The organism is Bacillus sp. PAMC28748, assembly GCF_014250415.1.
GTDB classification, from domain to species: domain Bacteria; phylum Bacillota; class Bacilli; order Bacillales; family Bacillaceae; genus Bacillus; species Bacillus licheniformis.
Genome location: NZ_CP060192.1, coordinates 2,913,955 through 2,938,503, shown reverse-complemented (window position 1 = coordinate 2,938,503; position 24,549 = coordinate 2,913,955). Strand labels below are relative to the sequence as shown.

The 24,549-nt window shown below is 46.9% G+C and carries 23 protein-coding genes and 1 other annotated feature (1 of these 24 only partly in view); all 23 genes read right to left on the bottom strand.

Annotation, left to right across the window (positions count from 1 at the left end):
- Window positions 1–229, bottom strand: a binding site (T-box leader) (it extends 1 nt beyond the left edge of the window).
- A 62-nt stretch (window positions 230–291) separates the two neighbouring features.
- On the bottom strand, window positions 292–786 hold the full coding sequence (locus tag H7F26_RS15125) for a DivIVA domain-containing protein (protein WP_003181601.1): 495 nt from the start codon (window positions 784–786) through the stop codon (window positions 292–294).
- Between the two features lie 95 nt (window positions 787–881).
- Window positions 882–1,658 carry a YlmH family RNA-binding protein gene (locus H7F26_RS15120; protein WP_009328544.1) on the bottom strand — a complete coding sequence of 259 codons (777 nt, stop codon included), beginning with the start codon at window positions 1,656–1,658 and terminating at the stop codon, window positions 882–884.
- Window positions 1,659–1,793: 135 nt separating this feature from the next.
- Window positions 1,794–2,060 carry a YggT family protein gene (locus tag H7F26_RS15115; protein ID WP_025804499.1) on the bottom strand — a complete coding sequence of 89 codons (267 nt, stop codon included), beginning with the start codon at window positions 2,058–2,060 and terminating at the stop codon, window positions 1,794–1,796.
- A 10-nt stretch (window positions 2,061–2,070) separates the two neighbouring features.
- Window positions 2,071–2,523, bottom strand: a complete 453-nt coding sequence (gene sepF / locus H7F26_RS15110; RefSeq protein WP_003181594.1) for a cell division protein SepF — start codon at window positions 2,521–2,523, stop codon at window positions 2,071–2,073.
- On the bottom strand, window positions 2,520–3,215 hold the full coding sequence (locus H7F26_RS15105; protein ID WP_017474820.1) for a YggS family pyridoxal phosphate-dependent enzyme: 696 nt from the start codon (window positions 3,213–3,215) through the stop codon (window positions 2,520–2,522). Before H7F26_RS15105 ends, sepF begins: the two co-directional genes overlap by 4 nt.
- Before the next feature lie 7 nt (window positions 3,216–3,222).
- Window positions 3,223–4,062, bottom strand: coding sequence for a peptidoglycan editing factor PgeF (gene pgeF, locus H7F26_RS15100; protein ID WP_026080858.1), 840 nt, complete (start codon window positions 4,060–4,062; stop codon window positions 3,223–3,225).
- A gap of 223 nt (window positions 4,063–4,285) precedes the next feature.
- Entirely contained in the window at window positions 4,286–4,519 is a 234-nt protein-coding gene (locus H7F26_RS15095) for a YlmC/YmxH family sporulation protein (RefSeq protein WP_011197962.1), read from the bottom strand.
- A gap of 84 nt (window positions 4,520–4,603) precedes the next feature.
- Window positions 4,604–5,491: a putative RNA methyltransferase gene (locus H7F26_RS15090; protein WP_017474821.1), complete on the bottom strand. Its 888-nt coding sequence runs from the start codon at window positions 5,489–5,491 to the stop codon at window positions 4,604–4,606.
- A gap of 267 nt (window positions 5,492–5,758) precedes the next feature.
- The gene (locus H7F26_RS15085) at window positions 5,759–6,556 is read right to left on the bottom strand and encodes an ABC transporter ATP-binding protein (RefSeq protein ID WP_009328547.1); all 798 of its coding nucleotides are present in this window, start codon (window positions 6,554–6,556) and stop codon (window positions 5,759–5,761) included.
- A 135-nt stretch (window positions 6,557–6,691) separates the two neighbouring features.
- Window positions 6,692–7,471, bottom strand: coding sequence for an RNA polymerase sporulation sigma factor SigG (gene sigG / locus H7F26_RS15080; RefSeq protein ID WP_003181576.1), 780 nt, complete (start codon window positions 7,469–7,471; stop codon window positions 6,692–6,694).
- Window positions 7,472–7,610: 139 nt separating this feature from the next.
- Window positions 7,611–8,330 (bottom strand): RNA polymerase sporulation sigma factor SigE, encoded by a 720-nt coding sequence (gene sigE / locus H7F26_RS15075; protein ID WP_003181573.1) that lies wholly within the window; start codon window positions 8,328–8,330, stop codon window positions 7,611–7,613.
- A 59-nt stretch (window positions 8,331–8,389) separates the two neighbouring features.
- A complete protein-coding gene (gene spoIIGA, locus H7F26_RS15070; protein ID WP_009328548.1) occupies window positions 8,390–9,319 on the bottom strand; it encodes a sigma-E processing peptidase SpoIIGA in 930 nt (309 codons plus the stop codon).
- Between the two features lie 182 nt (window positions 9,320–9,501).
- Entirely contained in the window at window positions 9,502–13,800 is a 4,299-nt protein-coding gene (locus H7F26_RS15065) for a S8 family peptidase (protein WP_026699227.1), read from the bottom strand.
- 191 nt (window positions 13,801–13,991) lie between these two features.
- A complete protein-coding gene (locus H7F26_RS15060) occupies window positions 13,992–15,500 on the bottom strand; it encodes a S8 family serine peptidase (protein ID WP_003181566.1) in 1,509 nt (502 codons plus the stop codon).
- 379 nt (window positions 15,501–15,879) lie between these two features.
- The gene (ftsZ, locus tag H7F26_RS15055; RefSeq protein ID WP_003181563.1) at window positions 15,880–17,013 is read right to left on the bottom strand and encodes a cell division protein FtsZ; all 1,134 of its coding nucleotides are present in this window, start codon (window positions 17,011–17,013) and stop codon (window positions 15,880–15,882) included.
- Between the two features lie 34 nt (window positions 17,014–17,047).
- On the bottom strand, window positions 17,048–18,346 hold the full coding sequence (ftsA, locus tag H7F26_RS15050; RefSeq protein WP_003181562.1) for a cell division protein FtsA: 1,299 nt from the start codon (window positions 18,344–18,346) through the stop codon (window positions 17,048–17,050).
- Window positions 18,347–18,529: 183 nt separating this feature from the next.
- Window positions 18,530–18,883, bottom strand: coding sequence for a small basic family protein (locus tag H7F26_RS15045; protein WP_003181559.1), 354 nt, complete (start codon window positions 18,881–18,883; stop codon window positions 18,530–18,532).
- Complete coding sequence (locus H7F26_RS15040) at window positions 18,883–19,608, bottom strand: DUF881 domain-containing protein (protein WP_003181557.1); 726 nt, start codon at window positions 19,606–19,608, stop codon at window positions 18,883–18,885. Before H7F26_RS15040 ends, H7F26_RS15045 begins: the two co-directional genes overlap by 1 nt.
- A gap of 25 nt (window positions 19,609–19,633) precedes the next feature.
- Window positions 19,634–20,326, bottom strand: coding sequence for a DUF881 domain-containing protein (locus H7F26_RS15035; RefSeq protein WP_003181554.1), 693 nt, complete (start codon window positions 20,324–20,326; stop codon window positions 19,634–19,636).
- Window positions 20,323–21,111 carry a cell division protein FtsQ/DivIB gene (locus H7F26_RS15030; RefSeq protein WP_003181552.1) on the bottom strand — a complete coding sequence of 263 codons (789 nt, stop codon included), beginning with the start codon at window positions 21,109–21,111 and terminating at the stop codon, window positions 20,323–20,325. Before H7F26_RS15030 ends, H7F26_RS15035 begins: the two co-directional genes overlap by 4 nt.
- Window positions 21,112–21,316: 205 nt before the next feature.
- Window positions 21,317–22,228: a UDP-N-acetylmuramate dehydrogenase gene (gene murB, locus H7F26_RS15025; protein ID WP_003181550.1), complete on the bottom strand. Its 912-nt coding sequence runs from the start codon at window positions 22,226–22,228 to the stop codon at window positions 21,317–21,319.
- Window positions 22,229–22,256: 28 nt separating this feature from the next.
- On the bottom strand, window positions 22,257–23,357 hold the full coding sequence (gene murG, locus H7F26_RS15020; RefSeq protein WP_185855190.1) for an undecaprenyldiphospho-muramoylpentapeptide beta-N-acetylglucosaminyltransferase: 1,101 nt from the start codon (window positions 23,355–23,357) through the stop codon (window positions 22,257–22,259).
- Between the two features lie 71 nt (window positions 23,358–23,428).
- Window positions 23,429–24,529, bottom strand: coding sequence for a stage V sporulation protein E (gene spoVE / locus H7F26_RS15015; protein WP_003181546.1), 1,101 nt, complete (start codon window positions 24,527–24,529; stop codon window positions 23,429–23,431).
- Window positions 24,530–24,549 lie beyond the last annotated feature (20 nt).

The following is a 24,549-nucleotide window of genomic DNA, read 5'->3' as shown; positions in this document are numbered from 1 at the left end:
TAAGGGACGAGAAGGCTTTGATCTCGCGGTACCACCCTTTTAGACAAGCCGATTCGGCTTATCCGCTCAAACATCGTAACGTGATGGGACGTCCTTTCCTACTGGACGGTTCAGAAAGGAAACTTGAGGGCTGATACACAACGATTCCAACAATCCCGGGCTTACACCGCCCCCGGGTCGCTTTCATTGTTTTCAGGAATCAATGTCTGTCCCTCTCAAACGTTTTTCACTCAATTTATGAACGTATTATATGCGAACAGATGACGGTATGTCAAGATTGCAAACGAAAATCTATTCCTTTTCATCCATTACTGCGTCTACTTCGTATTCAAGCAAATGATCCCAGTCATCGTTTTTCAACAGGTCAAGCTGCGCTTCGATCAGCATTTGGAAACGGGTTCTGAACACTTTTGACTGCTTTTTCAGCTCTTCGATTTCCATAGCGATCTTTCTCGATTTTGAAAGAGACTCATTAATGATCCGATCTGCGTTTTTCTCAGCTTCACGGATGATGAGCTTCGCTTCTTTCTCGGAATTGCGCTTTACGTCTTCTGCCGCTTCCTGTGCGACAAGGATCGATTTATTCAACGTCTCTTCGATCGTCGAAAAATGGCCGAGACGCTCGTCAAGCTCGTTCACCTTTGTTTCAAGCTCATTTTTTTTGCGCAGAATGATCTCATAATCCTTCCTCACCTGGGCCAGGAATTCGTTCACTTCATCTTCATCATAGCCGCGGAACGCTTTCGTAAATGTTTTATTATGAATGTCATTTGGCGTCAAAGGCATGCTGCCCACCTCCATTTTTTTCTTTATGTACACTTGTCCTAGTCAACATTATAAAGCAAAATTCGACCGGGCGGAGAAAAAACTGTTAAAACGCGTCATTTTTGTTTTTCAAACGTCAATCTCCATTTGCCCTTCTTCGTTTTGCCGTCAATGTTTTTCATTCTGAAGCGGCCAAATCCCCGGATCGAAACCATATCCCCTTCAGCCAGTGCATATGAAGGGTCTTCGATGACTTTCCAGTTCACTTTCACGAGGCCGTTTTTCACAAGAACCTGTGCTTTCTGCCGGGATTGCCTGCTCATTGCCGAGCAAATCGCATCAAGCCTCAAAGATGAAACCGTATCATCCCTTATTTCGACATCCTGCTCCGGTACTTTAAGCTTTGAAAGCGGAATTTTTTCAAGGGAAACTTTCACCTTGCCGATTTGTGTCAGCTGGGTGAAAACAAAATCAGCGACTTCTTCCGAACAGATAAACTGCCATGTTCCGTCCGAAAAGATCAGATCGCCGAACTTTTGGCGCTTCAATCCGATGCCCATCAATGAGCCGAGAAGCTCGCGATGCTCGATGGAGGCAAATTTTTGCGGGTAGATGACTTCCCAGGCTTGAAGCTGAAAATCTTCGGCAGACGGCTCGGCATATTCGGGGAACAGCACAGCCCGCTTTCGTTCAGCCTCAGGGAACCCCCCGAAAAATTCAAGCCTCACTTCGTCCGACTGACCGATGACAGACTGCAGGATCACCTGTTCCCGCGGATCCAAAAAATCGGTCAGCTTCATCCGGTACTGTTCCGCTACGATTCTTTTCCACTCAAGAGCCTGGTCGATAAACGGCTCTTCGTCTTTTCTGAAATGCTGGTAAATATCGCTCATTGTCTTTCCTTTCTATGTAAAGAGGCCTGGCTACAGCCAAGCCCGATACTCGGCCCGCAAAGATTGAAGGCACACTCATGAAAAGCGGCGCCGCTGCCGCCGGCAAGTCCTTACGGGAAATCGGCATGATCTCAATTAAAAAGCGCCGAGCATTCTGAAAACCGCAAGAAGCCCTGCATCTGCGAATTTCAGGACGAAAATCGCCACAATCGGAGAAATATCAATCATCCCGAGCGGAGGAATGATCCTTCTGAACGGTTCGAGATAAGGCTCGCAAAGTGAAGCAAGCACCCGGCCGAATGAAGATTCCCTTGCATTAGGCACCCAAGACATAAAAATGTAAATAATGAGCGCAAAAGAATAGACGGTTAAAAGCGTGCTTAAAATTTGATAAAGTAGGATCATCTGCGATTTACCACCTCTGATGTTCTTCTTCTATGAGCTCGGAAATCGTGCCGGAAACATCGACGTTCTCAGGCGTGCATAAAAAGATGTCCGCTCCGATCCGCTGAATATCGCCGCCGAGAGCATATACAGTTCCGCTCAAGAAATCAACGATTCTTTTCGCCTGATCGTGCTGGATGCGCTGCAGGTTCACGACGACGGCGCGTCGGTTTTTGATATGGTCTGCGATTTCCTGGGCTTCCGCGTACACCCGAGGCTCACTTAACACTACTTTAGAAGATTTCTGAACGCTTTGCAAACTTACGACATTCTGCTTCCCAGCCGCTTTAGACTGGTAGGCGGTTCTGTCTTTTGATTCATGCTCTTCAGGGATTTCCTCCCTGTCTGTTTCAATATACTCGTATTCGTATTCCTCATCATCCAAGGAAAAAAAGTTTTTAAATTTGTTTTTCAAACTCATGATTGTCCACCTCCAGTTTCATTTCCGACTAAGGAAGATCCGATTCTGACGAATGTCGCGCCTTCCTCGACTGCGATCGCATAGTCGTTAGACATACCCATCGAAAGCTCGCTGCACGGAGCGTTCCATTGATCAAGGCCGCGCACCTCGTCGCGCAGCTCTCTCAGCAAGCGAAAACAGCTTCTGATTGCCTTCTCATCATCCGTAAAAGGAGCCATCGTCATTAATCCCGCGATCCGAATGTTTTCGTATCCAGACAGTTTTTTTACAAAAGGAAGAACTTCTTCTTTTGCCATGCCGTGTTTTGAAGGTTCAAGGGATGTGTTGACCTGGACAAAACAGTCAATCGGTTTTTTTGCCCTCTTTTGAATTTCATCGGCCAGTGAAAGCCTGTCTAAAGAATGGATATATGAGACATGAGCGATGATTGCTTTTACCTTTCTCGTCTGCAGGGTTCCGATAAAATGCCATACCGGTTCGCTGTCTTTCAGAACGTCGAGCTTGTGAAGCAGCCCGGTATCACGGTTTTCACCCAAATGCCTGATTCCTGCATCCAGCGCTGCCTGCGCCCGTTCCGGGGAAACATATTTCGTGACAGCGATGACGGATATTTCGTCGGGCGTTCTGCCCGCTTTGATACACGCTTCGTTGATCCTGTCATTTATATGTCGTAAATTGCTTTTTACATCCACCTGTAAGCTATACCTCCTTTAATCCGATGAAGGACATCATCCGTCCGGTTTTTCCCCGGTCTCTCCGATGGGAGAAAAACAGTGAACGCTCGCAGCTCGTACAAAGGGAACTCACTTCGATCTGGCCGTTTGGAATTCCGGCGTGTACAAGCAGCTGCCTGTTCACTTCTTTTAATTCGAGACGGTACTCCCCTTCTTTTATCGTCAAAAAGGCTTTGTCTTCTTGCTGAAGAGGAAGATTTCTGATTTTGTCTATTACATGATCGTCGACAGTGTAGCAGCACGAACCGATCGCAGGCCCGATCACGGCACGGATGTCTGCGGGATTCGACCCTTCCCGCCTGATCCACGTGTCAACCATGCTGGCGGCGATCCCAAGTGCGGTGCCTTTCCAGCCCGCGTGAGCGATGCCGACCAGCGAGCGGACCGGATCGTAAAAATAAACGGGAACGCAGTCGGCAAAGCAAAGCGCCAAAAACAGGTTTGGCCTGTCTGTATAAAGTCCGTCCGTAGCCTTCAGCGCCGTATCGTATCGGAAAGCGCCGCTGGCGCGATCGCCATCCGTCACTTTATGAATCCGGTCTTCATGCGTCTGATCAGCAAATACCCAGTCGTGCAGATCTGTTTTTAGGATGTCGGCAACCTTTTTTCTGTTATTGATGACATGCTGTTCATGATCCTGAACGTGCAGCCCTGTATTCAATGAGTGAAAAGGCGGTTCGCTTTCTCCGCCGTTTTTTGTCGTAAATCCGGCTGTGACGGCTCCGCCGGTTTCCGCCGTCTGATTCCATTCCTCAATCAAAAGCATTGACGGAGCATCAAGACGAAAGGGGTTATATGTATTCATGGTGATCAGCCTTTCGACAAACATCGTAGTCTTTCATCATATCGCTCCTATTTTAACACATCTTGATGCATTCGTTTAGTTTCGTTTCAAAAAACTAAACGAAATGTATTGTTTGCAACATTTATCCCTGCTTTTGCAGACGTTCTCATCGTTCACAACATTTTGAAAAAAGCAGGCGGATAAAGGTCCGCCGATTGATCAGGCAGCATCTGATTGTGCTAGATCAGCTTAAACGCACAAGAATCACATCTTCTCCAATTTTAACAATATTTCGCCACGGAATGACGATTTCCTCTTCTTTTCCGAAAAATCCGAAAACTTTCCCCGTTCCTCCGATGACGATCGCCTGTATTTTGCCTGTCGTTACATTTATATCGATATCGCCGATGCTGCCGAGCTTTTTTCCGTTTGATACGTTAACGACATCTTTTATCTGGAAATCAGAAATATTCATCATGTCCACCGCACGCCTCCTCTGATCAAATGTCCTTTTAAGATTATATGAAAGGCAGTCCTTTATTTAGACTGCCTTTTCAGTGGTTTATTTCGTTTTTTTCCTGCCGGCTAAAATATCGAGATGGACGGTCATAACAGCGGATTCCTTCTTTAGAAAGGCATTGATCCGCTCCTTTTGCGCGCGCCATGATAAAGGCGTCATCTTGATGAGCGGCGGGAGCTGGATTCGGTCTAAACGTTTGCTGTAGGCGATCTCCGTTCTGTCGATCAGATCAAAATGAGACGCGAAGCGCTCAGCCGTATCCTCGCTCGTATAGGCTTGTTTGTCCGAGCCGTCGTACAAAAATCTCCTCAGTTCTTTCAGATGGCCGCTTCTCGGAATCACTTTCAAAACGATGCCGTCATCCGATAACAGCCGCTCGAATTCCGCGTAATTAGAAGGCGACAATATATTGAGGATCGCGTCGAATGAACGATTCCGAAACGGTGCGGCAGCCAGATCGGCGACACACCAGATCGCCTCTCTTTCTTGCTTAGCCGCAGACACAATCCCGGCTTTCGCCAAATCCAGCCCGACGCCAAGGACAGGCGTTCCGGAACGCGCTTGAAGCATTTCAGCGATCCGCGCCAAATGCGAACCTTCCCCGCAGCCGGCATCAAGGATGCTGACAAAGTTGCAAAACGGGAGGCCTGCTTGTTCGAGACGATCTGTCAACACGCCGCTAAGCGGTTCAAAAAAGCCGGCGGCGGCTAACATTCTTCTCGCTTCAAATAATTCTTTATCATATTTAACAGAAGGAGCATGCGTCGTGACATTGACATATCCCTCTCTTGCGATATCAAACGTATGTCCGTTTGCACAGATCAGGCTTTTTAAATCGGTGACCGCCATATTCGCCGCACATATCGGGCACTGAAACATCGTTTCGTGCCTCTTCATAAGCGCTGCTCTTTTTAATTTTTTATTCATCATTGTTACACCTCATTCATTCGTATTTAGATCAATGAAAAAGGCATAGACAAATAAACCCGCTCCTTCGGCATTTTTAAAGCCATAGGTGTGGATGGGCTAAGCGTTTGTCTATACCTTTCATTATCTGTAGCGAATGAATTGAATGATCATAATGATGAACTCCCCTAAAACATGACGTTCTTTATTATCTTACCAGCTTCTTTAAAATGATGAAAGCTGAAAAAGAGCCTCCATAATAGAAGGAGGCTCCCAAACACATCCGAAGCTTTAAACATTGAGGTTTGCAGTTTTTTTCTTGGACAAGTACGGCCGATCTTCCGTCCATACCGCCTGGACGGGCATATCGAAAAATTCGGACAGAACCTCGCCGGACATCATCTCTCTTGTCTTTCCCAACGCAAACACTTCCCCTTTTTTTAACAGCAGGGTTTGGCTGAAAGCGGGGAGAATTTCTTCTGCATGGTGAGTAACGTAAAGCATGGACGGCGCACTGTCTTTCTTGGCAATTTGTTCAACCGTATCCAGCACCTGCTCCCTCGCGATAAAATCTAGACCGGTGACAGGTTCGTCGAGAATCAGCAGCTCAGGATCGGCCATCAAGGCCCTTGCGATCAGCACCTTTTGCTTTTCTCCCTGGGAGAGCGTTTCATATCTCCTGTCCGCATAGCGGATGGAGCCGAATTCCTCCAAGAGGGCGACCGCTTTCTCTCTGACAGACTGTGAAGGCGATTCATAAAGGCCGATCGAAGCGAAGGCGCCGCTTAAAACAATTTCAAATGCACTGTCTTCAGGATAAAGCTTCTGCTGCAGGGCGGCTGAAACAAGGCCGATTTTTCGCCGAAGCTTCTCGCCAAGCTCCGTTTTTCCGAATTCGCGCCCTAACACGGTGACTTTTCCTATTGTCGGAAAATAATAAGCGCACAGCATATTGAGCAGTGCGGTTTTGCCGGCTCCGTTCAATCCGTATAACGCCCAGTGCTCCCCCTTTTCCACCGTCCAATCAATATCCTTTAATATCCACTCTCCGTTTCGTTTTAGTGAAGCATGCTCAAGCTGCAGAACCACTTAAAATCCCCCTTTTTTTATGTAAATATTCTGATAAATTAAAATATAATTCTTTTATTATAGCTTATATATTTAATAAAGTGAATGAGAGATTTTCCATTTTTAGCATGTGAAAAGCCGCAGATTGACTGCGGCTTAGTGAATGTTCTTATTCATTTGTTTAATGGCGGCTTTTTCCAGCCTTGAGACCTGGGCTTGGGAGATTCCGATCTCATCAGCGACTTCCATTTGCGTCTTGCCTTGGAAGAAGCGTTTTCTGAGGATCATTTTTTCCCGTTCATTCAGCCGTCTCATGCCTTCTTTTAAGGCGAGCTCTTCGATCCATTGCGAATCCTTGTTGCGCTCATCGCTGATTTGATCCATGACATAAATCGGATCTCCTCCGTCATTGTAAATCGGCTCAAACAAAGATACAGGATCTTGAATGGCGTCAAGCGCAAAAACGATTTCTTCATGGGACACTTCAAGCTCTTTAGCGATCTCCTGAGCAGTCGGCTCCCTGCTTGTCTCACTGATCAGCCGTTCTCTCACTTGCAGCGCCTTGTACGCGATATCCCTGAGTGACCGTGAGACGCGGATCGGGTTGTTATCGCGCAAATATCTGCGGATTTCTCCGATGATCATTGGTACAGCATATGTTGAAAACTTAACATTGTGGCTCAGGTCAAAATTATCAATTGATTTCATTAGTCCGATGCAGCCGACTTGGAATAAGTCATCAACATATTCTCCTCTGTTGTTAAACCTTTGAATGACGCTTAAGACAAGGCGCAAATTGCCGTTAACAAGCTTTTCTCTCGCTGTTGTGTCTCCTTCATCCTGCATTTGCTTGAATAACTTTCTCATCTCTTCGTTCTTCAGTACGGGCAGTTTTGATGTATCAACCCCGCAGATTTCAACTTTATTCCTCGACACTTTTTTCCCTCCCTACAGGAGCTGCTGTACAAAGTTCAGTATCTCCTCGGGTGGGAAAAATATGCATCGTTAATTTCCAAAAATAAGAAGATCGAGCCGAAAACCCTTGACTGTCAATGCTTCAAATTTCATAAAAAAATTAAACCATCTTGTTGAATTCTTTTCGGAGCCTTTTAATAATTCTTTTTTCAAGTCGGGAAATATATGACTGGGAGATCCCGAGCATATCGGCAACGTCTTTTTGTGTTTTTTCTTCCCCTCCGACAAGCCCGAAACGGAGCTCCATGATCTGTTTTTCTCTGTCATTGAGCTGTTCAAGCGCTTTTTTCAGCAGCTTCTTGTCAACGTTTGCTTCGATGTCTTTTGTAATAATGTCGTTTTCTGTTCCGAGCACATCTGAGAGAAGCAGCTCATTTCCGTCCCAATCGATGTTCAGCGGTTCGTCGAATGATACCTCTGAACGGATTTTATTGTTTCTTCTTAAATACATCAAAATTTCATTTTCAATGCATCTGGAAGCATATGTAGCCAGTTTGATTTTTTTCTCGGGATTAAACGTATTCACCGCTTTGATGAGCCCGATCGTGCCGATGGAGATTAAATCCTCGATATTGATTCCTGTATTTTCAAATTTTCTCGCGATGTACACGACCAGTCTGAGATTTCGTTCAATCAAAATCGCTCGTGCCGCCTGATCACCGTCAGGCAGCTTATGGAGAAGCACCTGCTCTTCATCTTTTGACAATGGCGGGGGAAGCGCCTCGCTTCCGCCGATATAATAAATTTCGTCGCTTTTCAGCCCCAGTTTCATTAAAAGTTTGTACCATAGATAGGTTAACCTTAATTTTAGTTTTTTCATCTTCCTCCCCCTTCTAAATAAACGTCTTCAGGAGTATGATAATGTAACAGACTTCAAGTTTAAGAAACGTGTTTGACCGGGTTTCCGGCCAGCATTTTCGGATGGACGATGGCGTCAAATTCGCCGTCAGCGGAAAGCGGTGATGTGCTGATGCCAATCAGGCATTTCGGCGCTTCAATCACTTCTCTTTCCGTACAAACGAGCACATGATCCGGCTTTAAGCAGAGCAGAAACTGATGCTGATGGCCGACCCCGCGGTACGGAATCAGGCGGATCCGCCCGATATACGGCAGTGCTTCATCCAGTTTCCCGACGGCATCAAGCGGGCTCATTTCCTTGATGGTCACACTTGCCTCTTCTCCCAATACAACTTTCAATTTTTCAATATTGACGATCATGACGGGCGTTTTTGTGATTGGATCGTAGAGCTGGTTTCCGGAGTCAATCAATCCGGTGAAATGAAGCGTATGTTCACCAATGCAGGCCTCTAGGCGGACGCGTTCTTCGTATTGAATTTTCTTCGCTTCAGCATCTTCAAAACGCTTTTTTGAAAACAGCCATACAGCCGCAAAACCCACACAGACAAACAGCCAGCTGACGGGGTCTCCAAAACCGGACCAATTCGTCATAAAGACGCCGTTTTCCATGATCGAATCCGTTTCAAGCAAAGAATGCGCTCCGATAATCCCTCCTCCCATTAAAAAAGTGGCAAAATAAAAAGAAAACAAATTCTGCAAAAAAAACCGGAACCGCTTAAAACCAAATGCCACAAGAACGATCACAACCGAAAACGACAGTTTGCCGGCAGGATGAAGGACGTACGGTGAAAAAGGTGTAAACATAAACAGAACGATGCTTGACGCGACAAATGCCCCTAGGATCAGCCTCCGCTTTTTAACCCTTCGCTTTAAAATAAATGCGGTCATCATTAAAAGCAGCAAGTCAAAACAAAAGTTTAACAGCCATATCGCATCTAAATAGATTTCCACATCCTTCCCCTTTCTGCGGCTCGGTGACCTTAGTGTTTGTTTTCCTAAGTATAAATCAAGCCCAAAGGTAAAGTCTGTCAATTAATGTTGCGTAAATCGTACATTTTTTGAAGTTTTCGTACTGAATTTGTCGATCGTAAAACGAAAAAAACGCTGCCATTAAAGACAGCGTCTTTTCACCTTTATTTCAGCTTTTCATTGATATACAGCTTGCCTTTTGCCGTTTGTCTCGTTTCATTGCCGTAATCATCTCTGACGATGACCTCGATTTCCGCTCCTTTTGCTTTTGCAGTTGAAGTAGCGGTCCAATATCCTTCATATTTTCCTTTTGAGACTTCTCTGATCGGCAGCTCCGTTACGTTTTGGGCAGCGGTTTTGAAATTGGTCAGCGGCATTCTGATCACAAAGACAGCATCCAAATCAGCGGCGCTTTCAAACTCGATTTTCACGGTTTCTCCCGTTTTGAGCTCGAGATCTTCGGCCGGTTTCAAGCCGGTGATTTGCGGCGCTTCAAAGTTGACATCTACCGTGACCTTTTTGGTCGTTTTGTTGCCTGCCGCATCCGATGCCGTTACTTTGATTTCATTTTTGCCGTTGTCAAGCATAATCCTTGCAGAATATTCGCCATTGTCAACAGCTGCTTTTTTGCCGTTTACATGAACAGATTCTAAGTGATCGTCTGATACTGTTCCTTTCACGGTGACGGTCTCTTTATTGAGTTTTGAGCCGCTTTCCGGCGTGTCGATTGTAAGCTTCGGCTTTTTCTGGTCAAGGACGATCCGGACCGGTTCTGAAGCATCAGTCGTTCCGGAAGCCGATGACGATTTCGCGGTGATGACATTTTCCCCTTTATTCAACGGTATTTCTTTTGAGAAAGTGCCGTCTGCCGCCGTTTCCGCTGTTCCGGCTTCTTCATCCCCGTTAAAGAGATGAACGGTCGTATTCGGCGAGGATGTCCCTTCAATGACAGCGTTCTTTTGGTTGGTGATGAATCCGTCTTTAGGAGACGTAATCACAGGCACCGACAATTCATAGTCGACCAAAGCGCGGATCATAAAGTTGCCTTGGTCTGATGGCGCTTTTGACCATGAGCCGTCCGTATACTGCCAGTTGCGGCCGGAATATTCTCCGTCTTCGTCTGTAGCAAGTCCAGGTGAGTTGGCCAGATCCTCTTTCTGGACGTATACGAGGTAAAAGTCTTTTCCGACGATGATGCCTTCGTCACCTAAATCAACGGTCGTCCATTCGCCTGTGCGGAGCGCTTCAGCCTTGAACGGGCCGGCGATTTTTTTGCCCGGAGAGCCTTTTTCACCCGAAGCATCATAGACCTCTACTGCAAAATCAGTGCCGCCCGGATCAGGGAATTCTGTATCCCAGAATTTAAACAAACCGCCTTTCAGCATGGCTTTTTCCTGCCCGTTTTCAAGCGTCATTTTAACGGCCAGCCCGTTGCCGGATTCATAGAAAGCCCAGGCGTTTTCCCCGGTTCCGTCATCATAGCCTATTTCCCCCGGATAGCCGATGAAAGGATCGAGATCGATATCTTTCGAGACATCGCCTTTTAAATCAACGGAAAACTCGCTGCTGTAATATCCGTTTGCAGAGACCTTTACCGTATACGAGCCTTCATAGGCCGTTAATGAATAGCTTCCGTCATCATCCGTCTGGACTGGTTTTACAGCTGCATCTTCAACGATATACAACTTTGCATGCCGGACGGGTTCGCCCGTTTTTTTATTTTTTATCGTTCCGGTGAGCGTCCCTTTTTTTAGTTCTTTTAAAACAAAGTCTGCCGTTGTTGTCTTGTCGGACTCGATTTTTACGGTTTGGGCGTTTGATTCATATCCGTACGCTTCCGCTTTCAGCGTATAGGTTCCAGGTGCATGAGCCAAGCTGTATGCGCCTGTTGCCTGGTTGGAATATGTCGATTTGCCCGTTTCCAGCACGCTGACCTGAGCGCGCACCGGAAGAACCGCAGGAGCTGCTTTTTTCGTTTCGGTTTTTTCCTGAAGGGCTTCTGCCGGTTTTGCTTTTTTCGGATCAATCATTCGTTTCTTTGTTTTCTTATCCTTCATTTTGGCCGGCTGTTTTTCAACGCCCAATCGTTTTTTCGTACCGGCGCTCTTCACTTCCTTGACAAGCGCTACATCATCGATGTACAGCCCGTCACCTTCAATGCTGTCGTCAGATTGAAGGTTGAACATGACCTTAATCGTCTGTCCCCCGTATTCCGACAAATCGATCTGTCCGTCTTTCCATTCTGATGTCTTGCCGCTGTACTCGGCAGCCGGGATCCATTCACCTTTTCCTTCAGGCTGTACGTAAACGAAGCCGTAATCAAAGTCCTCTTCAATATCGTGCCAATATTTGTATGTGAGATAAAGCTTTTGATTTTTTGGAACGCTGACAGGAGGCATGAGAAGATTCATATTAGCCGAACTTTCATACGGCCCTGTCAGATTTGTTGCGAATACGTTTTTTCCCGATGCTGCGGCGTTCGGGCCTGACTGAGGAATTCCGCGCTCCCATGAATTCTTCACGCCTGATGTGAGCCAGCCGCTGGCGGAATTCTCGAAATCTTGTTTATACCCTGTTGTCACAGCCGGGGAAATCGGGACTTCGTACACTTTGGATTCCGTTTTGTTGCCTCCGAAATCGGTGACAATCCACTTGTAGGAAAGGGTTTTCCCTTCAGAAACAGTTACAGCCGCCTCGTACGTTCCTTTTTTATAGTCGCCGGAAGTTTGTTTGGCAGCGATCGTCTCCCAATCGGCGTCATCTGTTTTATAGCTCAATTTGACCGATATGATGCTGACATCGTCTTCTACATCAGCTTTAAGAGGCGTTTTCGAGCCTGAGTAAATTTCGGTGATCTCTTGATGGTTTAAGGCCGGCGGACTTTTGTCTTCGCCTTCTTTTCCGACTTGTCCTTCCGCTCTGTCCAACCCGCCTGTCACAGCGGACACTGCGTCAAACACGTTCACGAGTCCGTGGCCGTATCCGTTGTTCGGCGATTCGGTAAATTTGCTGTCTGTGAGCGGTGTTGCAGTTTCCATCAAAATCTTTTCGGTCTCATCAACAGTGATCGACGAATCGGCTTGCTTGATAAGAGCGGCGGCGGCTGCGACATGCGGGCCAGCCATTGAAGTGCCGTCCCAGCCGTCTTGATAGCCGCTTCCAGGCACAGATGAGCGAATGTTGACACCAGGCGCCGATATTTCAGGCTTAGTCTCATCATACGGGGAAGGACCTTGAAGTGAAAAATCGGCTAAGCGATTATCGATGTCTGTCGCTCCGGTTGCGAACGCTTCAGGGTAGTTTGCCGGATTGGCAATCGAAGCAGGTCCTCCCGGATTGGCGAAATCGACGTTCCCCGCAGAGAACTCAGGAAAGATGCCGGCAGCTCGCCACGCTTTTACGATATCCCTGTAAAACTCATCAATCCCGGCTCCCCCTGACCATGAGTTATTGACGACATCCGGCGCCATTTCAGGGTGCGGGTTGCCGTCTTTATCTTTTGGCGCCAAAATCCATTCACCTGCTGCAATAAGGTCTTCGTCCGTTCCGCCGTCATCTGAAAAAGCTTTCACAGCAATCCACTTCGCACCCGGCGCCACGCCGATTTGGTTTTGGCCGTCAGGCTCTGAGCCGACCATCGTCCCGGTTACATGCGTGCCGTGCTCCAGATCGTCAAATGGTTCAGAAGCGCCTGAAACCGCATCATACCAACTGAATTCGTGGTTAGGCTGATCGGGATGCTTCGGGTCATATCCGCGGTATTTTTCTTTCAAGGCCGGATGATCCCACTGCACGCCCGTATCAATCGACGCGACAACCGTGCCCGATCCGTCATATCCCAATTTCCAGGCTTTTGGTGCGTCGACTCGATTGATATTCCATTCGATTTCTTTTTCATCCTTGGCTGCTGATTTTTTCACAGACTGTTTAGTCGGTTTGATCAGCTGCCTTTTTTCGTTCGGAAGCACTTTTTCTACTTCCGGAAAAGCCGCTACTTGTTCCATGACCTCTTTCGTCGCATGGACGGCCATGCCGTTGACAATATAATAGGATCTGATTTTTTTTACGTTCCCCTGTTTTTCCTGCTTTTTCAAATAACGTTTCAGATCGCTTTGCGACTCATCCGCTTTGACTCTTAAAGCGGAAACAACAGCCGAGCGTTTTTGATATTCTGTTTTAGCAGCGCTCAGCGACTTTTTCTTCGCGTTCTTTTCCGCCTGTTTGGCCACTTTTGGTGTATCGACTTGATCTTTCAGTTTAATCAAAAATGTGACTTGATCTTCTTTTTTGAACTGTTTGACAAGAGTTTTTGAAATTTTCCCCTTCCCTGCGGCTGCTTGTTCTTTCATGGAAGTAAGTGCGGGCTTTGCTGCGGCATCTGAAACGGCGGGCATGAACAGCGAGCCGATTAACAAACCGCTTAAAATGGTGGAAAACGCCTTTTTTCTCAGCTTTCTTTTCAAATGAACATCCCCCTTTTTTATGAAATTAGCTGAATTTTCCTGTCCCCCTCTCCTTGTGGACGCCTTGTCTGACTTTGATGTAACTTAAATATAGTAAAAACTGGTTAATTATTTTGTCGGTATTTGTCAAGGCCTTGTTTAAAATTAGATAAAAAAAGGACAAAACCGCTTAAAGGTTTTGTCCTTTTTTATCATTTAGTTTTTTTTGCTGCGTCAAAAGCTTTTAAAGCGTTGACCAAGCCGTATCCGTAGCCGTTGTTCGGGGATTTTTTAAACGTTTTGTCAGTCAGAGGCGTCGCCGTTTTCAGCAGGATGCGCTCGATTTCATCGACTGTGAGGTCCGGATTGGCTTCCCTCATTAAGGCGACGATGCCGGATACATGCGGGGTCGCCATCGATGTCCCGTTCATTGCAGCATACTTATGTCCCGGATAAGCAGAGCGGATGCTGACGCCAGGTGCAGAAATATCGGGCTTGATTTCGTCATATGGCGAAGGCCCTTGCAATGAAAAGTCGGCTAACGCGTTTGAGCTGTCAACTGCGCCAATCGCGAAAGATTGCGGATAGTTGGACGGGTTTTCAACTGAACCCGGTCCGCCCGGTTCGAATTCGCTGACATTGCCCGCTGCAAATGCAGGGAAGATATCAGCTGCCCGCCAAGCTTTGACAATATCCAAATACCATTCATCGAGTCCGCGTTCCCCTGCCCAAGAGTTGTTGACGACATCGGGAGCCTTTTCAGGGTGCGCTTTTCCTTTCGCATCTTTCGGGGCCAAAATCCATTCTCCTGCAGCCAAAAGGGATTTTTCATCTCCACCGTCCTCTGAAAAGGCCTTGACAGCGATCCATTTCGCCGTCGGCGCGACACCGATCTGGTTTTTGCCGCCGGCTTCTGAGCCGACCATCGTGCCTGTCACATGTGTGCCGTGGCCCAAGTCATCATATGGCGTTTTCTTATTGCTTACCGCATCAAACCAGTTGAACTCATTGTCTGGACTGTTCGGTTTAGAAGGGTTGTAGCCTCTGTACTTTGTTTTCAACGCCGGATGATCCCACTCTACGCCGGTGTCAATTGAAGCGACGACGGCTCCTTTGCCTTTATAGCGCTTTTTCCAGACATCCGGCGCATGAACCTGCTCAATGTTGGAAGCAGGGGTGCGATCCGCGGTTGTTTTCGATTCTACTGTAGGTTTTTCGGTATTGCCCAGCTTGATTTTTTGATTGGGCAGCACCTTTTCAACCTCAGGAAATGAAGCCGCTTTTTCCATAACATCTTTTGTCGCCGTCACGGCGATGCCGTTTACAATATAGAAAGATTCCACTTTCTTAGCTGTTCCTTTTTTCTCTTCTTTTTCCAAAAACGATTTCAAATCTTTTTGTGTTCTTTCAGCTTTTGTACGCAGGGAAGTCAGCACTGCCGAGCGTTTGATCTCTTTTGCTTTTTTCACGGTCATAACGCTTGCTTTCGCCCGTTTTTCAGCCGCGGTTGCCGCTTGCTGAAGGTTCGCCTGGCTTTTCATTTTAATTAAAAAGGTCACTTTACCTTCTTTCTCAAAACGTTTATAAAGAGCGCTAGATATTTTGCTTTGTTCCTTTGTCTTCGCTGCCGTGCCTGTATCAGCCTGCACAGCAACCGGAGCGAGAAGTGAACCGATGAGTGCAGCGCACATGAACGTGCGGAATAATGGCTTTTTCTTCACATGACATCCTCCTTTAAGCAATAGCAAATATAGTCGTTTCTTGCGTTTCTATGTCTAGAAACAGAATCTATTAATAATGGTAATAGAAAAGGTTTATAGATATTGTCGTATTCTGTCATTTTTCCTTTGTCAGTTTGCAAATTCGTTCTTTTTACATATGACTTGTTCACCGTTCATAGTTCGGCCTGATGACAAGAAAAAAGGAAAATCTGTACATTCGGGAGAAAAGAGAGAGATTAGATGCAAGGCTTTTGAGGGAGCCGCTTCCATCAAGAAGACAATTGATGCTTTTGGAGGGGAAGGAACATCGGCTGCTGTTCCAGCGCGCAAAAAAAGCCGCCGACTTCTTGTCGGCAGCTTTCCAATGTATTGTAGACGTTTAGCGTTTATTGCGGTTTCTTAAGAAAGTCGGGATGTCAAGCGTATCCTCGGCAGGCTGTGATGGGCTGCGATGCGGCATGCTTGGCTCCTCGCGCTTCGGCTCCCGTTTCGGAGCAGGCTGATGATGCTGTTTTAAGCCTTGGTTTAAAGGTCTCTGCGGCTTTGATGAATCTTGATCCTGTTCGATAAATCCAGTCGCGATCACCGTAACGACGATCTCGTCTTTTAAGTTTTCATTGATGACAGATCCAAAGATCATGTTGACGTCCTGGTCAGATGCAGCTGCAACGATGTCCGCCGCTTCCTGAACTTCGTATAGGCTTAAGTTGGTGCCGCCTGTAATGTTCATCAGCACGCCTTGGGCGCCGTCAATCGCCGTTTCAAGCAGCGGGCTGGAAACAGCTTTTTTAGCGGCTTCCGCAGCGCGGTTTTCGCCTGTCGCTACACCGATACCCATCAGTGCAGAACCTTTGTTGGACATGATCGTTTTGACATCGGCAAAGTCAAGGTTGATCAGTCCAGGCGTTGCGATCAGGTCTGAAATGCCCTGAACACCTTGGCGGAGAACGTTGTCCGCTTCACGGAACGCTTCAAGCATCGGTGTGTTTTTATCGACGATTTCAAGAAGACGGTCATTCGGAATGACGATCAGGGTGTCGACGGCTTCCTTCATTGCTGAAATACCGCCTGCAGCCTGAAGCTGTCTTTTTCTTCCTTCAAAGGTAAACGGCCTTGTGACAACGCCGACAGTCAATGCGCCCAGATCTTTTGCGATTTGTGCGATGACAGGTGCCGCGCCCGTTCCTGTTCCGCCGCCCATTCCGGCTGTGACGAACACCATATCTGCACCTTTCAGCGCTTCTTCAATTTGTTCTTTGCTTTCCTCTGCGGCTTTTTTGCCGACTTCCGGATTGGCTCCGGCGCCGAGCCCGCGCGTCAGCTTCGCACCGATCTGCATTTTCGTTTCCGCTTTTGACAGGTTGAGAGCCTGAGCATCCGTGTTGACTGCGATAAACTCGACTCCCTGAACGTCATTTTCGATCATCCGATTGACGGCATTGTTACCGCCGCCACCTACTCCTATTACTTTAATCGATGCTAAGCCGTCTATATTTGTTTCAAACTCTAACATGCTAAATCCTCCTAATCCGTCGAATGACTAATCTCTATTCCCAAAAGAAGTTAAATATTTTCTTCATTTTGCTCGGCTTTTTCTCAGCTTGAGCCTGCTGCTTGGATTTTGGCTTCGGTCGCTGCTGCACTTCTTTTTGATGAGTTGCCGCGACTTCCTGAACCGCTTGTTCCGGCATCTTAAACCCTACTTTTCTGCCTTGGATTTTTGCGTTGCGGTAAGCGAATTGGATGAGGCCGACTCCTGTCATGTATTGAGGTTCTCTTACACCGATATAATTCGGGCTAGCCACTCTGACGTTATTTTGAAGAACATCCTGTGCGAGGCTGAGGACCCCCGGCATTCCAGCCTGTCCCCCTGTAAGCACAAAGCCTCCCGGCAATTCTTTTATTCCCATGTTCCGCAGTTCCTCTGCCACGAATAAAAAGATTTCTTCAAGCCTGGCTTCTATAATGTCTGCCACTTCCCGCTGAGTAAAGGTCTGCTTTTGGTCCGTCCCGATCACGGCGACTTCAAATGTTTCCTCTTCCGACGCTTCTTCGTAGAAAGCATGTCCAAACTGCTTTTTCACCCGCTCAGCTTCGTCCGTGGAGGTGCGCAATCCGATTGAAATATCCTTGGTGATGTTTTCTCCTCCCAGTGGTATGACACGGGTCGCAAGAAGGTGGCCGTCCTCAAATACGGCAACCGTTGTTGATCCTCCCCCGATGTCGATTAAAGCCACTCCGAGGTTTTTTTCGTCCTTTGATAAAGCGACAGATCCGGCAGCCAGCGGCTGAAGGCAAATATCCGTTATTTCAATTCCCGCTCTTTCCACACAGCGGAGCAGGTTATGTAAAATCGTTTTAGAGCCCGTGATCAGCGATCCTTCCACTTCAAGGCGGACGCCGAGCATCTTTTTCGGATCTGTAATATCGCCTCTTCCGTCAACGATAAACTGTCTCGGAATCACATCGACGATCAGCTGTTCAGGCGGGATGGAAACGACTTGAGCGGCCTCCATCACCCGGCGCACGTCTTCAACGTGGATTTCTTTATTCTCGCTTGAGACAGCCACAACACCGTTCGTATCTTGAATATGGATGTAGTTCCCATTAACCCCGACGATCGCGTGGGTCAGCGGAAAACCTATCATTCTTTCTGCTTGTTCAAACGCTTTTTTTATAGAATGAACCGTTTCATCTATATCAACGATTGATCCTTTTTTCAGCCCCTCTGAGGGAACATTTCCGACTCCGATAATGTTAAGAGAATCGTCTGACATTTCACCGACGATCACTTTAATATTGGACGTACCGATGTCTAGACTGACGTAAAGTTCATTGTTGTTCATTCTATGGCACCTCCTCACATTTCAGTCAATTCTATTCTATTATTTGCCGAACAACAATACAATGAATCTGGTTTTACAAGTGTGTAACAATCAATACAAACCAATACGCTTCGTTTTCAGTTTTAGGATTACTGTGAATATTCGTGATATCCTATGTATATCCTCTTTTAAATCCGATTTTTTTTAATTTTTTCTCCTCGATGCCGTCCATTTGGCGAGCAGTATTCTTCTGATGACCGCGATGTTTTGAAAAAGCCTCACGCCAAATGCAAACATACCGACTAAATACAAGTCTACACCAAGATGAACGCCCAGAAAAGCCAAACTTATGGCAAGAATAATATTGAAGAAAAAGCCTGTCACAAAAACTAGTTCATCGTATACACTTTCCAAATGGGCCCTTATTCCCCCGATCAACGTATCGAGCGATGCCAGAATCGCCAGGGACAAATAATTTGAGTACTCATCCGGAATGGTGAAATTCGTGCTGAACCCGATTGTAATTCCGAGCAAAAGCCCTAAAACCGGAAGCCACATTAGGAATTCTCTCCTTTTGATTTTTCGAGCGGTTTCAATGGCGCAACTTGCATTGAACCTTCGTAAGCTTTGATTTTGATTTGTTTTTCAGGCCTTTTGATTTGCAAATCCAGATTTTCTCCCGCGAACAGATCCTGCAGGGATGAAGCATTCATTCGGCTATATAGTTTATCGGCGTTTTTGCCGATGACTTTTACCGTTATCGGATAGTTGTCCAAAGGATAACCGTCTATTTTGGTTGTTCCGTTGATATCGCGGATCACCGTCGTGTTGACAACCCTTCTGTCGTTGATGGATATTTCTTCCGCTTCATACATATTCAGTTCATTAATCAGCTTTTTCAGAAGGTCGGGAGGGGGATTTTGAATCGATTCCCCTGTCAATTCTTCCGAGAAGAGCTGAGAAATGGTGATGATGATTCCGTTCCCTGTGACATCTGTGAAGCCGGCCTGTTTTTTTAAGTTTTGAAGCGTTTCATTCAACGCTTTTGTCCGCGAGGTTTCTTCTTGATGACTGTATGTGTTCAGCATTTTTTCATACTTGTCAATTTCGCTGATCAGATCAAGCTGTTTTTTCTGTTCTTCCTTCAAGTCCTCCCTGAGGTCCCAAATGTCCCGCGTATCGCGGACCTTCGGCGCCTTCAGCGAATTGAACTGCACGGACAGCATAATGCCGAAAATGAGCATCAAGATGCTCAAACTGATGAAACGATTATTTTTCTTCAATGTCCGCCCACCAACTTTTCAACGTTCATTCCCCTTGCTTCAAAAGGGGCTCCATCTCGATATTATCTTGTTTTTCGATGCTGACTGAAATATGATCGCGGCTCAGCTGGTCCACAAGCCCTCCTGCAATGTTCAGCGCCGGCATCAGCACATCCGCATCCCCGATGGCCGAAATAACAAACGGCGCCGGATACTGGTTGCCGTCAACCGTGATGACAGGGCCGTTGCACGATATGTAGGAATGATGTGTCACGCGCTGTCCGTTGATCGACACCGCGGCCGCCCCGGAAATCCACAGCTCATTGAGCAGGCGGAAAATGTGGCTTTCATGGACGATATAGTTGTTGACATTCTCACCCTCTGGGATGTACGAAGCGTCTTTCAGCGTCACTTTGATCCCTTCGCCCTGAACGCCGATTTCCCCGACGAACATTCTGTACCTCTCAACATCTTCCACAATATTGTAGTACTCTTTTTTTTCCTTTTTCAAAGCCGTCTCTGTTTTCTGTACTTCCTGCTGTTTTTTGTAAAGCTCCTGTTCCAGCTTCTTATTTTGCTTTTCTTGGGAAATCAGCCGGTCGCGCAGGGAATATTCCTCTTTCCAATTTTCAGCAGTTTCTTCATGGTCTTTGTTTTCCCTGGCGAATTGATAGGAGAAAGACAGCAGGAAGCCGAGGACAAGCATGGCGAGTGAAAGATTGACTGTGTGCCTCTTCAATTTCCGTCTCCCTTTTTGCTTTCATCCGTTTTTTTCAGAGGTTCAAAATAAGTCGCGACTTCCATATGGATAATGCCTTTTTCCCCTTTCGGCAGCTCTTTTACGATCGCCGGATAGCTGTTCATTTTCTGTCCGAACGTTTTCAGCGAAGCTGTCACGATATAGCCGTCGTTCATATACAGTTTGATCAGCCAAGGGTTTGATTTTTGAGGCGTATAGTTGATCTCGGAAATCGATTTTTTCACGGAATCGGAAAGCTTGTTCAGCTGTTTTGCCATTTGAACGAGCTTTTCGTCTTCCTCCCAGTTATTAAGGGTTGGTCCGATGTCAGTCGGCGTCACCTCTTCAGGAAGCACCGTGCCGTTTTCAAGCACGGAGTAGTACACATTATGTTTTTGCAAAAACGCAATGCTTTTATACTCTTCGATGGAGATGGCGATTTTGTTGGGCAGTTGTTTAGAAATTTCGGCTTTTTTGATCAGTTTATTCTGCTCGATCTTTTCTGCGGCTTTTTGCTTGCTCAGACTCCAAAATTCCGTCTGTCCTTTATGGATTGAAGAAAGGGAAATGATCTGTTCCTTTGAAACGTTTTTGTTTCCTTTGATCTCTACCTTCGAGACTTTGCTGATCGGCGTCTGCAGGTAAATGATGATCAGCATCATCGTGAAAAAGAGCAGAATAAAGGTGATCAGCCGGCGGTTTGCCTTTTGCTTTCGCTGTTCTTTAATTTTGGGAATACGTTCTTCTATATTCACTACTTTTTCTTTATCAATACCGGGTTTCACGTAGGCTCACCTCAGGTTAATAAAGCAGACAAAAAGACTTTTATTTGCTTATTTTTGTTCGAAAAAAGACGCGCTTTTCGACATATGAAAGCACGGGGGCAAGCTAAAAAGCTTCCGTTTAGCGAAACAAACGACATACTAGGATGCCGTTTGCTTGTTTGTTTCATACATTATATCATAAGGCGATCTGAAGTAGAGAGGCCGTTTACCGTTTTTCTCCGATAATTTCGACCTCAGTGTGCATGTCGATATCGTATTTTTCCTTAATCGTTTTCTGAATGAATGCAATCAAATCAAGGACGTCTTTCGCTGTTGCGCCGCCTGCGTTGACAATGAAATTGCCGTGCATCTCCGAAACCTTTGCCCCGCCGATCTGATGGCCTTTCAAACCAGCCTCTTCAACTAGCCGGCCCGCATGTTCAGGCAGCGGGTTTCTGAAGATGCTGCCTGCACAAGGGTTGGACACAGGCTGCGTTTCTTTTCGGTAGTCTTTGTTTTTCTGCATCTGCGCGACGATCTGATCGCGTTCTTTTTGCTCCAATTGGAGAACGGCTTCAAGACAAATGCCCGGCCGCTTGTTTTGAAGGATGGATGTGCGGTAGCTGAACGCCATCTCTTCATTCGTCAGCCATTCGATCGTTCCGTCTTCAAAAAGGATCAATGCTTTCACCAATACTTTGCTGATATCTGAGCCGTGGGCGCCGGCATTCATGTAAACCGCTCCGCCGACCGAACCAGGAATGCCTGCGGCAAATTCAAGGCCGGAAAGCCCTTTTTTGCTGATGCCTGTCGCAAGCCTTACGACAGAGTAGCCGCCGCCGACCGTCACTTGCTCGCCGTCGATTTCCATATGGTCGAGTCCCTGGCCGAGCTTGATGACGACGCCTCTTATCCCTTCATCGAGAACGAGAAGATTCGAGCCTCTGCCGATGGCCGTCCACTTGACGCCGTGCTTCTTGACAACCTTCATCGTATCTTTGACAGCTTGAATGTCTTTCGGAATCACCAGCACGTCAGCCGGTCCTCCGATTTTAATCGTTGTATGGTTGCTGAGCGGCTCGTTTTCCAGAACTTTGCCGACTTCAAGTTCTTTTAATTCTTGTATCACCTTATCCATCGAAAACCTCCACAATCCTTCTGTCTTATCATTTTGCATGATGTTTCAATTCTTTCAGCACATTGTACAAGCGTTCCGCAGCGTCCGGCACGCCAAGCGATTTCGCGCGGATCTTCATCTCTTCCAACGTCTTTTCGTCTTGTAAAATATGATCGATCGCCTGAATTAAGCGGTCTCCATTAAGCTCTGATTCTTTTAAAACGACAGCGGCGTTCTGCTCCCCGAGTGAGCGTGCGTTTACTTCCTGGTGGTTGGCCGTAACATACGGACTCGGAATCAGAACGCTTGGAATGCCGAGCGCGGTGATTTCCGCTATTGTCGTTGCCCCTGCGCGGCCCACGACGACATCGAACGCTTTTAAGTACTCGGGCATTTGATGGAGAAACGGCTGGACGACCATATTCGGAGCGGCGCCTTCTTTTTCAAGCGCAGCTGTGACTTTATCATAGTGAACTTCCCCTGTGACATAAAGAACCTGGTAATCCCGCTTTTTTAATTCGTTTTGCATCGCAATGACCGCTTCATTGATCGGAGCGGCACCGCGGCTGCCTCCGAAAATAAGGACCGTTTTTTTGCCCTCTGCAAGACCCAAAGCGGTCAGGGAACGGCCCCCTTTTATAGAGACGACTTCAGACGCCCTCGGGTTTCCTGTAAAAACAACTTTTTCTGCAGGAAAATGTGTTTTCGCTTCATCAAAACAAATCGCTACCTTATCAACATATTTGGATAAAAACTTATTGGTGAGTCCGGGAAGGCTGTTTTGTTCGTGGATAATCGTCGGAATCCCCAGTTTTGAAGCGGCGTATACGACGGGGCCGCACACGTAGCCGCCCGTGCCGATCACGGCATCCGGCTTGAACCGTTTTAATTCTTCTTTGCATTCTTTTACACCCTTTAAAAAGCGCATGACGGTTTTGACGTTTTCAAATGAAAGTTTTCTTTTAAAACCCGTAATTTCAATCGCTTTGAAAGGGATCCCTTCCCGCTCGACGATATTTTTCTCCAGGCCGTTTTCGGTTCCGATATATAAAAACTCAACATCTTCGTGATGCCGTTTCACTTCTTTAATAAACGCAAGGGCGGGGTAAATATGGCCGCCCGTTCCGCCTCCGCTAACAACAATCCGCATCTGTTCTCCCCCTTAATCCTTATGTACACGCCGATAACCCTGCTATCTCGCAACAGGGTTATCGCCAAAATCTAGTATCTAGAATACCTGCTGACATTCAGCAGCACGCCGACCGCCATGAGCATCAAGGTCAGTGATGAACCGCCATAGCTTAAAAACGGAAGCGTAATGCCTGTAACAGGAATCAAGCCAGTCACGACTCCGATATTGATCATAACCTGAATCGCTATCATCGAAATGACGCCGACGGCGACAAAACTGCCGTATAAATCGGGCGCACCGAGCGCGATTCTGATGCCTCTCCATAATAGAACGCTGAAGAGCAAAAGAATCAGCGATCCGCCGATAAAGCCGAGCTCCTCTGATAAAATCGCAAAAATAAAATCTGTCTGCGGCTCAGGCAGATAGAAGAACTTTTGCCTGCTCTGGCCGAGGCCGAGGCCGAACAGCCCGCCGGGCCCCACCGCATAAAGAGACTGAATGATTTGAAAGCCGCTTCCTAAAGGGTCCTCCCAAGGGTTCAAGTATGAAGTGATCCTTTTGATCCGGTACGGCGCCGACAGCACAAGGCCGACAAAACCGCTCAGTCCGATCAGGCCGAGAAAAACGAAGTGCGAAATTCTCGCCCCCGCGACAAAGATCATAATGATGCATGTGCCGACCATCACGGTTCCTGTTCCGAGGTCAGGCTGCATCATGATGATCAGAAAAGCTGAAAAGACAATGCCCAGCGCCGGCACAAAGCCTTTTCTAAACGACGTAATATTCTTTTGCTTTTCAGATAAAAACTTGGCCAAAAATGCGATCATCGCGAGTTTCATAAACTCGGACGGCTGAATGCTGAAAGCGCCGACTCCGATCCAGCTCCTCGACCCGTTCCGTTCCATGCCGATCCCGGGAACCAGGACGATGATGAGCAGAAAGAAACATACAATGATCAGTATTTTCGCATAAGTCCTCCACGTCCAGTAGTCGACGTTCATGATGAAAAACATGGCGATGACCCCGATGCCGGCAAACAAAAGCTGCCGTTTCGCAAAGAAAAAGGAGTCGTCGTATTTGTAAGTCGCCCATACTGCACTGGCGCTGTATACCATAATCAGTCCGATTGTTAAAAGCAATAGCGTAATGATAACCAGCAAAAAATCCGGTGACGTTTTTTTTGTTTGCAAAGCCGAACACCCCAAGCTCT

Bases quoted from the DNA above. Each gene is read 5' to 3' on its own strand.
- H7F26_RS15125 (WP_003181601.1), bottom strand. From the start codon at position 786: ATGCCTTTGACGCCAAATGACATTCATAATAAAACATTTACGAAAGCG.
- H7F26_RS15120 (WP_009328544.1), bottom strand. From the start codon at position 1,658: ATGAGCGATATTTACCAGCATTTCAGAAAAGACGAAGAGCCGTTTATC.
- sepF (WP_003181594.1), bottom strand. From the start codon at position 2,523: ATGAGTTTGAAAAACAAATTTAAAAACTTTTTTTCCTTGGATGATGAG.
- pgeF (WP_026080858.1), bottom strand. From the start codon at position 4,062: ATGAATACATATAACCCCTTTCGTCTTGATGCTCCGTCAATGCTTTTG.
- H7F26_RS15095 (WP_011197962.1), bottom strand. From the start codon at position 4,519: ATGATGAATATTTCTGATTTCCAGATAAAAGATGTCGTTAACGTATCA.
- H7F26_RS15090 (WP_017474821.1), bottom strand. From the start codon at position 5,491: ATGATGAATAAAAAATTAAAAAGAGCAGCGCTTATGAAGAGGCACGAA.
- sigE (WP_003181573.1), bottom strand. From the start codon at position 8,330: ATGAAAAAACTAAAATTAAGGTTAACCTATCTATGGTACAAACTTTTA.
- ftsZ (WP_003181563.1), bottom strand. From the start codon at position 17,013: ATGTTAGAGTTTGAAACAAATATAGACGGCTTAGCATCGATTAAAGTA.
- ftsA (WP_003181562.1), bottom strand. From the start codon at position 18,346: ATGAACAACAATGAACTTTACGTCAGTCTAGACATCGGTACGTCCAAT.
- H7F26_RS15045 (WP_003181559.1), bottom strand. From the start codon at position 18,883: ATGTGGCTTCCGGTTTTAGGGCTTTTGCTCGGAATTACAATCGGGTTC.
- murB (WP_003181550.1), bottom strand. From the start codon at position 22,228: ATGGATAAGGTGATACAAGAATTAAAAGAACTTGAAGTCGGCAAAGTT.
- murG (WP_185855190.1), bottom strand. From the start codon at position 23,357: ATGCGGATTGTTGTTAGCGGAGGCGGAACGGGCGGCCATATTTACCCC.